We start from the raw sequence: 11837 nt of genomic DNA on the forward strand, positions 1-11837 counted from the left end.
AGGCGCTGCCCGTCAGCGGACGAACAGGGACAGCAATTTGCGGCCCAACGGCACTGCGGCCGAGGCGGTTTCGCTGACGACAGTGATGTCACGGCCGAACCGTCGGCGCAGCTCGCGCTGCAAGTTGTCGTGCAGCGTGGTGCTCGCCGCCGGGCAGCCGTGGCAGGCGCCCGACAACCGGACGGTCACGTTGTCGCCGTCGACCGACACCAATTCGATCGAGCCGCCGTGAGATTCGGCGAGCGCGCCGATTGGTCCAGCCAGCAATTCGGCGGTGGTCCCGGCAAGTCCGGACGTGCCGTCGGCCGCGGGGTCGAGCCGCCAGGCCGCCGAATCCAGCAGTGCGTCGGACAGCGCCTTCGCGACGTCGTCGCCCAGTTCGCGCCAGCTAGCGCCGGGGCGCAAGGTGATCAGCACGTCGGCCGTGCGCACCTCGATGGCGTCGATCGCGCCGCCCAGCAACTCGCCCAGACGGCCTGGGGCCTCAAGCACCCTGCCGCGCGCCGGCAACCGGTCGGCCGAGACCACCCAGCGCACCTGCTGTGGGTTGGTCGTCGCGGTGGCGTGGATGGGAATCATGTGCCCAGGCCCGTGGCAACCCAGCGCGCGGCGAACGCCATCGTCCAAGCGAGAACGAACATGTAACTGAACGCGAACGCGGGCCACCGCCAGGTGTTGGTTTCGCGACGCATCACCGCGATCGTGGACATGCACTGCAACGCGAACATGAAGTAGACCATCAGCGCAATCACGGTCGGAGCGGTGAAGATGCGGTCACCGTGGTCGTCGGTCAGGGCGGCCAGGGCGTCCTGCGGAGACTCCGGGTCGGTCGCGGCCGCCACCTGTCCGAGGGTCGAGACGAACACTTCGCGGGCCGACAGCGAGCCGACGAGAGCGATGTCGGTTCGCCAGTCGAAGCCCAGCGGCGCGAAGACTGGCTCGACCGCGCGACCCACGTCGGCGGCAAAGCTGTGGTTCATCACGTACGCGGTCGCGTCGGTTGTCGACATGCCTCGCGTCTGGGCTTCGCGCACTGGGAGGTTCAGCAGCGCCCACAGCACCAGCGACGTGGCAAGGATGATCGTCCCGGCCTTACGCAGGAACACCCGCGCCGCGCTCCACATCGCAGCCAGCATCGCCTGCGGCGACGGTAGCCGGTAGGGCGGCAGCTCCATGGTGAACGGCAGCAGATCCCCACGCAGAATGGTCGACTTGACAATCAGCGCTGCCAACAGCGCGGACAGCCCGCCGCCCAGATAGAGCAGGAACATCGTGACGCCCTGCGCGCTGAGTCCACACCATCGGGTCCGCGGTGCCACCAACAGGCCGACCAGCAAGGTGTACACCGGCAACCGTGCCGAACAGGTCATCAGCGGCGCGGTGACGATCGTCGCGATTCGGTCGCGTGATGACGGCAGCGTTCTGGTCGCCATGATGCCGGGGATCGCGCAGGCGAACGACGACAGCATCGCCACGAACGCGCGGCCCTCCAGCCCGGTCTTGGCCATCACCCGGTCCATCAGGAACGCCGCCCGCGACATGTAACCCACGCTCTCGAGGAACGCGAGCAGGCAAAACAACAAGACAATCTGGGGAATGAACTGCAAGACGGTGCCGACACCGCCGATGAGTCCCTGACTGAGCAGTCCACGCGCAACGGGGTTGCCGACATGCTCGGCGACCTGGCCGCCCAGCCAGCTCAGCGCGCTGCCGATGCCGTCGCGCAACGGCGCCGCCGCAGTGAACAACACCTGGAAGAAGTAGAACATCACCGCGAAGAAGATGACCGTGCCCCACAGCGGATGCAGCAGCACCCGGTCGATCCGGGCCGTGCGTCGATCCGGTTGCGGCGCAATGTAATCGGCGGCTTCTAGGACGGACTGGCCCCAGGCATCAATGGCGTCCTGGCCGACCGGGGGCAGCACCGGCGGACGTTGCCACTGCTCCAAGGACGCCAGTTGCTTCCGCACGTGCTCGATGCCCGATCCACGGGACGCGACGACCGCGGTGACCGGGATGCCCAGCGCGGTGGAAAGCGCGCCGGTGTCGATGCGTCCGCCGCGGGGGGTCAGCTCGTCGCCCATGGTCAGCACCAACAGGCACGGCAGATCGAGCCGAATGACCTGCCCGATCAGCAGGATCGACCGACGCAGCGTGGTGGCATCGGCGACCAGCACGATCGCATCGGGCGGGTCGATGCCTGGGCACTCGCCCGTGAGCAGGTCGGTTACTACCTGCTCGTCTGGACTGATCGGGTCGAGGCTGTAGGTGCCGGGTAGATCTTCTACTGCGATCGGCACGCCGTCGACGTGGACGGTGCCCACGCTGCGTCCCACCGTGACGCCCGGATAGTTGCCGGTCTTGGCGCGTAAGCCGGTCAAATGGTTGAAGACGCTGGTCTTTCCGGCGTTCGGGCTACCGACCAGCGCCACCCGGCGGATACCGGTGACAGCAACCGCGGAACCTTCGACGTCATGGCAGGCCGTCATCGGTCGGCATCGGGGACGACTTCGATGAGCCGTGCCTCGCGACTGCGCAGGCACAGCTCGGTGTCGTGCACCCGATAGATGGTGGGGTCACCCAACGGGGCACGGCGGATCACGTCGACGCGGGCCTTGGCTCGAAAACCCAGCTGCCCCAACCGGTTCGCAATCGCCGGGTTCGCCTGTGCCACCGTACCGACAACCGTCGCCCGCCGCCCGGGGGTCAGCTGCGCAAGCACGATGGTCTCGGATTGATCGCGTGCGCTCTGCGGGTCAGTACGCATGATCGCCCTAACGTTAGCCGTTCTACCTTAGTAAGGTACTCCTCACCTGGACGGGCGCCAGGCTGTTAAAACTCGCGCTTCGCAGTGTGAGGCGTGACACTAACGACCATCATTTAGCCTGGTTTGCGGGTGACAGACCAGCGTCGGGATGTCACGTGCTGGACAAGGAGCCGCCGGTGTCAGTCGATGTGTCCGCTGAGCCTGCCGATCTGGAGCAGGGTCGCGCCCGCTGGCGAACCGCGGTGGCCGGAGTCCTGGCCAAAAGCACCCGGCGTGATATCGACGACCTCGGGCCGGAACCCGAGCAGCTGCTCGAAACCCCCACCTACGAGGCCGTCGCGATCCGGGCGCTCTACACCGCGCTCGACGAGTTGCCCGAGCCGCCGCTACCGGGCGAATGGCCCTTTGTGCGCGGCGCCGACGCCTTACGCGACGTCAAGTCCGGGTGGAAGGTCGCCGAGGCCATCCCGGCCGGCCGGGTAGCCGGGGTGGCGGCCGAAGACGTCAACTCGGCGGTGCTGGCCGCGCTCGCCGAAGGCGCCAGCGCGCTACTGGTCCGGGTAGGGGAGTCGGGGGTGTTACCCGCCCACCTTCGCAAGGTGTTCGACGGCGTCTATTTGAGCATGGCGCCGGTGATCCTCGACGCCGGCGCCGATTACCAGGCGGCCGGTGAGGTGATGCTCGACCTGGTGGCCGACGTCGAACCCGACCAGCGCGAAATTGTGTCGGTCGACCTCGGTGCGGATCCGCTCAGCTCGGCGCTCAGCGGGCGCCCGGCCCCGCCGCTGGCAGAGGTCCTGGCCATGGCCGCCCGGTTGGCCGACACCATCGGGGTCCGAGCGATCACCGTCGACGGGCCCGCGTTGCACAACCTGGGCACCAACGCGACGTGGGAACTTGCCGGCAGCATTGCGGTCGCGGTCTCCTACCTGCGCGAGCTCACCGAAGCTGGCCTACCGGTCGCCAAGGCCCTGACCCAGATCAGTTTCCGGTTGGCCGCCGACGACGACCAGTTCCTGACGATCGCCAAAGTGAGGGTGTTGCGCCGACTGTGGGCACGCGTCGCCGAGGTCCTCGGAGCGCCCGACAGCGGCGGAGCCGTCGTGCACGCCGAGACATCGCTGCCGATGATGACCCAACGTGATCCGTGGGTGAACATGCTCCGCACGACGCTGGCCGCGTTCGGTGCCGGTGTCGGTGGTGCAGACACTGTCCTGGTGTATCCCTTCGACGTCGCTATTGACGGCGGATTCCCCGGGATGGCAACGAGTTTCGCGCGCCGGATGGCTCGCAACATCCAACTGCTGCTACTGGAAGAGTCACACGTCGGCCGGATCCTCGACCCCGCCGGCGGTTCATGGTTCGTTGAAGACCTCACCGACCGGTTGGCGCACCAGGCCTGGGATACCTTCCAGGACATCGAACGGCACGGCGGATTCGTCGAAGCGCGCGACTACATCGCGGGACACATCGACGAGATCGCCCGCCGGCGCGCGGACGACATCGCCCACCGCAGAACCGCGATCACCGGGGTCAACGAATACCCGAATATCGCGGAACCGGCTCTGCCGCAGAGCCTTTCATCGTATTCGCCGCTGGCCGCGGGCAAGCTCATCCGCTACGCCGCCGAGTTCGAGGCGTTGCGTGACCGGTCGGATGCGTTCCTGGGGCGCACGGAGTCGCGTCCCCGCGCGCTGCTGTTGCCACTTGGTCCACTGGCCGAGCACAACATCCGGACCACGTTCGCGTCGAACCTCTTGGCCTCCGGCGGTATCGAAGCCGTCAACCCGGGAACCATCGCAGCCGAGGGTGTAGCCAAGGCGGTCGCCGACGCGGGGTCGCCGGCCGTTGCGGTGGTTTGCGGTACCGACGTCCGGTACGGCACTGAGGCCTCAGCCGTCGTCGAGGCGGCCCGCGCCGCGGGTGTGGCGTACGTCTGTCTGGCCGGGCCGGCGAAGTCGGTGGCCGAGGCGGCGCATCAGCCGGACGAGTTTCTGACCGCGAAAATCAATGCGGTGCAAGCTCTTTCGAACCTGCTGGATCGTTTAGGGGCATAGCGACTATGACAACCACTACACCTGTGGTCGGCAACTTCTCCGACGTCCCGCTCGACAGCGAACGAAGCGTCGCGCCGTCGACCCCCGACGCCGTCGACAAGCACATCGCCGCGACCGCGGCCGCGCATTGGTACAGCCCCGACCAGTTGTTGTGGCACACACCGGAAGACATCGTCGTCAAGCCGGTCTACATTGCCGCTGACCGAGCTGCCCTCGAGTCCGACGGCTATCCCCTCAACACCTTTCCCGGGGAGCCGCCGTTCGTTCGCGGCCCGTATCCGACGATGTATGTCAACCAGCCGTGGACCATCCGCCAGTACGCCGGATTCTCGACGGCCGCCGAGTCCAACGCGTTCTACCGGCGCAACTTGGCCGCTGGGCAGAAGGGTCTGTCGGTAGCCTTTGACCTCGCGACCCACCGCGGCTACGACTCGGACCACCCGCGGGTGCAGGGCGACGTCGGAATGGCCGGTGTGGCGATCGATTCCATCCTGGACATGCGCCAGCTCTTCGACGGCATCGACCTGTCGTCGGTGTCGGTGTCGATGACGATGAACGGCGCGGTGCTGCCGATCCTGGCGTTGTATGTGGTGGCCGCCGAGGAGCAGGGCGTGCCGCCGGAAAAGCTGGCCGGCACCATCCAGAACGACATCCTCAAAGAATTCATGGTGCGCAACACCTACATCTATCCGCCGAAGCCCTCGATGCGCATCATCTCCGACATCTTCGCCTACACCAGCGCCAAGATGCCGAAGTTCAACTCGATCTCGATTTCCGGCTATCACATTCAAGAAGCCGGGGCCACAGCGGATTTGGAGCTGGCATACACGCTCGCCGACGGTGTCGACTACATCAAGGCCGGCCTCGACGCCGACCTCGACATCGACTCCTTCGCGCCCCGGCTGTCGTTCTTCTGGGGCATCGGCATGAACTTCTTCATGGAAGTCGCCAAGCTGCGGGCGGGCCGGTTGCTGTGGAGCGAGCTGGTCGCACAGTTCAATCCCAAGAGCGCTAAATCGCTGTCGCTGCGCACCCATTCGCAGACTTCCGGTTGGTCGCTGACCGCTCAAGACGCGTTCAACAATGTCGCGCGCACCTGCATCGAGGCGATGGCCGCCACCCAGGGTCATACCCAGTCGCTGCACACCAACGCACTCGACGAGGCGCTGGCACTGCCCACCGATTTCTCGGCTCGCATCGCTCGCAACACCCAGTTGCTGCTGCAGCAGGAGTCGGGCACCACCCGCCCGATCGACCCGTGGGCCGGTTCGTATTACGTGGAGTGGCTGACCCACCAGCTCGCGCAGCGCGCGCGGGCGCACATCGCCGAGGTCACCGAGCACGGCGGCATGGCGCAGGCGATCAGCGAAGGCATCCCGAAGCTGCGGATCGAGGAGGCGGCGGCCCGGACTCAGGCCCGCATTGATTCCGGTGCCCAGCCGGTGATCGGGATCAACAAGTACCAGGTCGAAGAGGACCAGGAAGTCGAGGTCCTGAAAGTCGAGAACAGCCGGGTGCGGGCCGAGCAACTGGCCAAGCTCGAGCGGCTGCGCGCCGATCGGGACCAGTCGGCGGTCGACGCGGCTCTGGCCGAGCTGTCGCGCGCCGCGGCGGCGCATTCCGGCGGTGCCGGGACGGGAGATCGAGACGGGCTCGGCAACAACCTGCTGGCGCTGGCGATCGACGCGGCCCGGGCGAAGGCCACCGTCGGCGAGATCTCCGACGCGCTCGAGCGGGTCTACGGGCGGCATCAGGCCGAGATCCGTACCATCGCCGGGGTCTACCGCGACGAAGCCGGAAAGGCCGAGAACATCGCCAACGCCACTGAGCTCGTCGAGAAGTTCGCCGAGGCCGATGGTCGCCGGCCGCGCATCCTGGTCGCCAAGATGGGGCAGGACGGCCACGACCGCGGTCAGAAAGTGATCGCCACGGCCTTCGCCGACCTCGGGTTCGACGTCGACGTCGGTGCCCTGTTCTCCACACCGGACGAAGTGGCCCGTCAGGCCGCCGACAACGATGTCCACATCGTCGGGGTGTCCTCGCTGGCGGCGGGCCACCTCACGCTGGTGCCCGCGCTGCGCGATGCGCTGGCCGAGGTCGGTCGCCCCGACATCATGGTGGTGGTCGGCGGCGTGATCCCACCGGGCGATTTCGACGAGTTGTACGAGGCCGGAGCCACCGCGATCTTCCCGCCCGGCACGGTGATCGCCGACGCGGCCATCGACCTGTTGCACAAACTGGCCGAGCGACTCGGATACACGCTGTAGCCGCATGGCAACCGACAACGGCAGCGGCGTCGACACTCTCGCCGCGGCGGTGCGCGGCGGCGACCGCTCCGCGCTGCCGCGGGCGATCACACTGGTTGAGTCGACCCGTGCCGATCACCGCGATCGCGCGCAACAGCTGCTGCTGGAGCTGATGCCGGCCGCCGGCAACGCCCTGCACGTCGGCATTACCGGGGTACCTGGAGTCGGCAAGTCGACGACGATCGAGGCTCTCGGCATGTACCTGATCGAGCAGGGTCACCGGGTTGCGGTACTTGCGGTCGACCCCTCGTCGACCCGCACCGGCGGGTCGATCCTCGGTGACAAAACCCGGATGCCGCGGCTGGCGACACATCCCGATGCCTATATCCGGCCGTCACCGACCTCGGGCACGTTGGGCGGAGTCGCCAAGGCGACCCGGGAAACGATCGTGTTGTTGGAGGCCGCCGGTTTCGACGTGATCCTTGTCGAGACCGTGGGTGTCGGGCAGTCGGAGGTTGCGGTGTCCAACATGGTGGACACCTTCGTCTTTCTGACGCTCGCCCGCACCGGCGATCAGCTACAGGGCATCAAGAAGGGTGTGCTCGAGCTCGCCGACATCGTGGTGGTCAACAAGGCCGACGGCGATCACTTGGCGGAGGCGCGCAAAGCGGCTCGTGAGCTCTCGGGAGCGATTCGGCTCATCTATCCGCGCGAAACCCTCTGGCGTCCACCGGTTCTCACTATGAGCGCGTTGGAAGGCAGCGGATTGGCCGAGCTCTGGAGCACCGTCGAACGGCACCGGGACGTGCTCACCGAGGCAGGGGAGTTCGAGTCGCGGCGGCGGGCCCAACAAGTCGACTGGACGTGGCAGATGGTGCGCGACACCGTGCTGGACCGGGTGCTGTCCAACTCGGCGGTTCGCAAAGCTCGCGCCGACATCGAACGGCGGGTGACCAACGGTGAACTGACGCCGGCGCTGGCTGCTCAGCAAATTCTGGAACTAGCGTCCATAACGAATGGGTGAATCCTCACTTCGTTCATAGAGTGAAACGGTAGATTCGACGACATGACCCTCGACGTAGTGGGCAAACGCCGGTCCGTGCTGCCGCGCGGCGTTCACGGCGCAGCCGATCCCCATTTCGCCTGCGCGGTGCGCAGCTTCGCCAGCACATTCCACGGCCGCCGATTCGGCGGCGGGGCACTGGCGGTGTATCTCGACGGCGAGCCTGTCGTCGACGTATGGACCGGCTACGCGGACCGGCGCGGACGCGAGCCGTGGACGGCGGACACCGGCGCGATGGTGTTCTCGGCGACCAAGGGGATGGCCTCGACCGTCATTCACCGTCTCGTCGACCGAGGCCTGATCGAATACGACGTACCCGTTGCGCAGTACTGGCCGGAGTTCGCCGCGAACGGCAAGGCCGACATCACCGTCCGCCAGATGATGCGCCACCAGGCTGGACTTTCGGCATTGCGCGGAGCCAGCAAACGTGACCTGCTGGATCACGAGCTGATGGAGCGCCGCCTGGCGGCCGCACGTCCCGGCTATTCGTTCGGCAAGTCCGCGTATCACGCGCTGACCTACGGCTGGCTGCTGTCAGGCTTGGCGCGGGCGGTGACCGGGAAAGGCATGCGGGAACTGATCCGCACCGAGCTGGCCGAGCCGCTGGGCACCGACGGCCTGCATCTGGGTCGGCCGCCCGCGGCGGCGCCGACGCGGGCCGCGCAAATCATCATGCCGCAGAGCGCATTTCAGAACCCGGTGTTCAACGCGGTGGCGCCGCTGATTGCCGCCATCCCGCAGGCCGCCGGTTTCAGCTCGATGTACTTCCCAGGCGTCAAAGCGGTCGCTCAAGGCGAGATTCCGTTGCTGGATGCCGAGATTCCGGCGGCCAACGGGGTCGCGACGGCGCGCGGGCTCGCGCGTATGTACGGAGCGCTCGCCAATGGAGGGCGCATCGACGGCACCCAGTTCCTGTCGCCTGAGGTGACGGCTGGACTCGTCGGTCGACGAAGCTCGCGGCCCGACGGGAACCTGGTAATACCGCTGTCGTTCCATCTCGGATATCACCAATTGCCGTTGGGCGTGGTTCCGGGATTCGGCCACGTCGGTCTGGGTGGTTCCGTCGGATGGGCCGATCCGGAGAGCGGTTTGGCGATCGGTTTCGTGCACAACCGTCTGCTCACGCCGTTCGTGCTCGTCGATCACGGCGGGTTAGTCGCCACCAGCGCGCTGTGCCGGATGGGTGCGGCCGCGGCGCGCAAGCATGGGTTCGAACAGGTAGCCGACTTCGGGTCACCGTCTGTCGAGCCGGGAGCCATTGCCTTATAACGGGTCTGCCAGATACACGTGACGTCTGAGCGAGAAGGCCGAGTTCCCCGTCTGACAGTGGACGAGGCGAAGGCCGCTGCGGACGAGGCGGGCGTTCCGGACTATATGGCCGAGCTCGCTATCTTCCAGGTGCTGCTCAACCACCCCAAGCTGGCTAGTGGTCTCAATGACCTTCTCGCCAGGATGCTGTGGCAGGGCAAGCTGGACTCCCGGTTACGCGAGCTCGCCATCATGCGGATCGCCTGGTTGACCGGATGCGAATACGAATGGTCCCAGCACTGGCGGGTCGCCCAGGGGCTCGGGGTGAGCGCCGACGACCTGACCGGTGTTCGAGAATGGCAGTCGCACAGAGGGTTCGGCTCTACTGAGCAAGCTGTTCTGGCGGCGACCGACGACGTGGTACGCGGCGGCGTGGTCAGTGCCGACAGCTGGGCGGCGTGCAAGCGGGTGTTCGGCGACGACCAGGCGACGCTCGTCGAACTCGTCACAGCGATCGGCGCGTGGCGCATGGTTTCCTCGATTCTGCAAAGCTTGCAGGTGCCGCTCGAGGAGGACATCGTCAGCTGGCCGCCGGACGGACGACAGCCTCGAGCTAACTGACTGACGCGTCAGTCATTGCCCGGCAACGCATTTGGACTGCGCGTAGCGATTGCGCCTGCTGCCCGCGGCGGTAAAGTGACAATGGTGGCCGAACTGACTATTCCCGATATTCTGCGCGAGCGCGCCAGTCTTCAGGCCAACGAGAAGGCGTTCACTTATATTGACTACGAGCAGAATTGGGACGGCGATTCGGAGACGATCACCTATTCCCAGCTGTACCGGCGGTCGTTGAATGTCGCGCAAGAAGTGCGCAAGCATGGTGCCACCGGCGACCGCGCGGTCATCGTGGCGCCGCAGGGGCTGGCCTACATCGATGCGTTCTTCGGGGCGCTGCAGGCCGGACTGATTCCCGTCCCGCTCTCGGTGCCGTTGGGCGGAGTCGTCGACGAACGGGTGAATTCGGTCCTACTCGACGCGGCTCCTTCGGTCGTCCTCACGACCTCGGACGTGGCCCAAGGCGTGGCCGAATACCTCACGTCTCATCCCGACGCAGGATCCGCTCCCGTTCTCGTCGAGGTCGACCGGGTCGATCTGGAGGCCAAGAGCCAGTTCCGGCCCAGCCGTAAGACCCGGACCGAAACCGCGTACCTGCAATACACCTCTGGATCGACCCGTGCGCCTGCCGGCGTCGAAATCACGTACAAGAATCTGATGGCGAACTTCGAGCAGATGTTCGCCGACTACTTCGCCGACCGCGGTGCGGTATCGCCACCGGATACCACCTTTGTCTCGTGGCTGCCGTTCTACCACGACATGGGACTGCTGATCGGCGTCTGTGTGCCGCTGTTGGCCGGGCACCACGCGGTGCTCACCAGCCCGGTCGCGTTCCTGGCGCGACCCGCCCGGTGGCTGCGGTTACTGGGCGCGTATCGCCACACCTTCTCTGCGGGGCCCAATTTCGCGTTCGAGGTCGCCGCGCGAAAGACGTCCGACGACGAATTGCAGGGCGTTGACCTCAGCGGAGTGCTGGGCATCATCAACGGCAGCGAGCGCGTCCAACCGGCGACGTTGAAGCGCTTCAACGAACGCTTCGCCCCGTTCAACTTTCCGGCGACGGCAATTCGTCCCTCCTACGGCATGGCCGAAGCCACGGTGTACATCGTGACCCGTCAACCCGGGGAGCAGCACATCGTTCACTTCGATTCCGAAGGCTTGTCCGATGGCCACGCCCAGCGCTGCGAAAACCAAGACGGCACAGCGCTTGTCAGCTACGGCGTGCCGCGCTCGCCGATTCTGCGGATCGTCGATCCCGACACCAGCGTCGAATGTGGAGCTGCCACTATCGGCGAGATCTGGGTGCACGGCGACAATGTCGCCACCGGTTACTGGCGCAAACCGCAGGAAACCGAATATTCCTTCCGCGCCAAGCTTTCCGATCCGTCGCCGGGCACCCCCGAAGGTCCCTGGTTGAGGACCGGCGACCTGGGCTTCTTTCACGACGACGAACTGTTCATCATCGGTCGGATCAAGGACCTGCTGATTGTCTACGGGCGCAATCACTCGCCCGACGACATCGAGGCGACCATCCAACTGATCACCCGTGGGCGCTGCGTGGCGATCTCGGTCCCTGACGACGGCATCGAGAAGCTGGTCGCTATCGCCGAACTCAAGGACCAGGCGCGCCAAGATGCGGCCCAGCAATTGGCGAGCGTAAAAAACGATGTCACGTCGGCGATCTCGACATCGCACGGCTTGAGCATCGCCGATCTCGTCCTCGTGCCGCCGGGGTCGATACCGATCACCACCAGCGGCAAGGTGCGGCGCCGAGCGTGCGTCGAACAGTATCAGCAAGACCGGTTCGCGCGCCTCGACGCCTAGAAGACAGGGACTCGCCA

Annotated in this window: 9 protein-coding genes; 6 read left to right on the forward strand and 3 right to left on the reverse strand. The window is 66.2% G+C overall.

Annotated features, from left to right (window positions below):
• Positions 1-12 precede the first annotated feature (12 nt).
• The 3 genes from MKK62_RS21020 to MKK62_RS21030 are packed head-to-tail and all read right to left on the reverse strand — an operon-like array spanning position 13 to position 2767.
• Positions 13-579 carry a NifU family protein gene (locus MKK62_RS21020; protein ID WP_240258028.1) on the reverse strand — a complete coding sequence of 189 codons (567 nt, stop codon included), beginning with the start codon at positions 577-579 and terminating at the stop codon, positions 13-15.
• On the reverse strand, positions 576-2489 hold the full coding sequence (gene feoB, locus MKK62_RS21025; RefSeq protein ID WP_240258027.1) for a ferrous iron transporter B: 1914 nt from the start codon (positions 2487-2489) through the stop codon (positions 576-578). The genes MKK62_RS21020 and feoB overlap by 4 nt, the downstream gene beginning before the upstream one ends.
• Positions 2486-2767 (reverse strand): FeoA family protein, encoded by a 282-nt coding sequence (locus MKK62_RS21030; RefSeq protein WP_240258026.1) that lies wholly within the window; start codon positions 2765-2767, stop codon positions 2486-2488. Before MKK62_RS21030 ends, feoB begins: the two co-directional genes overlap by 4 nt.
• A gap of 176 nt (positions 2768-2943) precedes the next feature.
• Here MKK62_RS21030 and mutA point away from each other — a divergent pair, with 176 nt between their 5' ends.
• The 6 genes from mutA to MKK62_RS21060 all read left to right on the forward strand — a co-directional run bounded on the left by mutA (position 2944) and on the right by MKK62_RS21060 (position 11820).
• A complete protein-coding gene (gene mutA / locus MKK62_RS21035; RefSeq protein WP_240258025.1) occupies positions 2944-4824 on the forward strand; it encodes a methylmalonyl-CoA mutase small subunit in 1881 nt (626 codons plus the stop codon).
• Positions 4825-4829: 5 nt separating this feature from the next.
• Complete coding sequence (gene scpA / locus MKK62_RS21040) at positions 4830-7091, forward strand: methylmalonyl-CoA mutase (RefSeq protein ID WP_240258024.1); 2262 nt, start codon at positions 4830-4832, stop codon at positions 7089-7091.
• Positions 7092-7095: 4 nt separating this feature from the next.
• Complete coding sequence (meaB, locus tag MKK62_RS21045) at positions 7096-8094, forward strand: methylmalonyl Co-A mutase-associated GTPase MeaB (RefSeq protein WP_240258023.1); 999 nt, start codon at positions 7096-7098, stop codon at positions 8092-8094.
• Positions 8095-8136: 42 nt separating this feature from the next.
• The gene (lipL, locus tag MKK62_RS21050; protein ID WP_240258022.1) at positions 8137-9402 is read left to right on the forward strand and encodes an esterase/beta-lactamase LipL; all 1266 of its coding nucleotides are present in this window, start codon (positions 8137-8139) and stop codon (positions 9400-9402) included.
• A gap of 18 nt (positions 9403-9420) precedes the next feature.
• Entirely contained in the window at positions 9421-10002 is a 582-nt protein-coding gene (locus MKK62_RS21055) for a carboxymuconolactone decarboxylase family protein (RefSeq protein WP_240258021.1), read from the forward strand.
• A gap of 81 nt (positions 10003-10083) precedes the next feature.
• Complete coding sequence (locus MKK62_RS21060; protein WP_434085107.1) at positions 10084-11820, forward strand: AMP-binding protein; 1737 nt, start codon at positions 10084-10086, stop codon at positions 11818-11820.
• The last annotated feature ends 17 nt before the right edge of the window (positions 11821-11837 follow it).

Source organism: Mycobacterium paraterrae (genome assembly GCF_022430545.2).
Lineage (GTDB): Bacteria > Actinomycetota > Actinomycetes > Mycobacteriales > Mycobacteriaceae > Mycobacterium > Mycobacterium paraterrae.

What these genes read in the sequence shown, in the direction of transcription:
- MKK62_RS21020 (WP_240258028.1), bottom strand. Translation starts at nt 579, where the DNA reads ATGATTCCCATCCACGCCACCGCGACGACCAACCCACAGCAGGTGCGC.
- feoB (WP_240258027.1), bottom strand. Translation starts at nt 2,489, where the DNA reads ATGACGGCCTGCCATGACGTCGAAGGTTCCGCGGTTGCTGTCACCGGT.
- MKK62_RS21030 (WP_240258026.1), bottom strand. Translation starts at nt 2,767, where the DNA reads ATGCGTACTGACCCGCAGAGCGCACGCGATCAATCCGAGACCATCGTG.
- scpA (WP_240258024.1), top strand. Translation starts at nt 4,830, where the DNA reads ATGACAACCACTACACCTGTGGTCGGCAACTTCTCCGACGTCCCGCTC.
- meaB (WP_240258023.1), top strand. Translation starts at nt 7,096, where the DNA reads ATGGCAACCGACAACGGCAGCGGCGTCGACACTCTCGCCGCGGCGGTG.
- lipL (WP_240258022.1), top strand. Translation starts at nt 8,137, where the DNA reads ATGACCCTCGACGTAGTGGGCAAACGCCGGTCCGTGCTGCCGCGCGGC.
- MKK62_RS21060 (WP_434085107.1), top strand. Translation starts at nt 10,084, where the DNA reads ATGGTGGCCGAACTGACTATTCCCGATATTCTGCGCGAGCGCGCCAGT.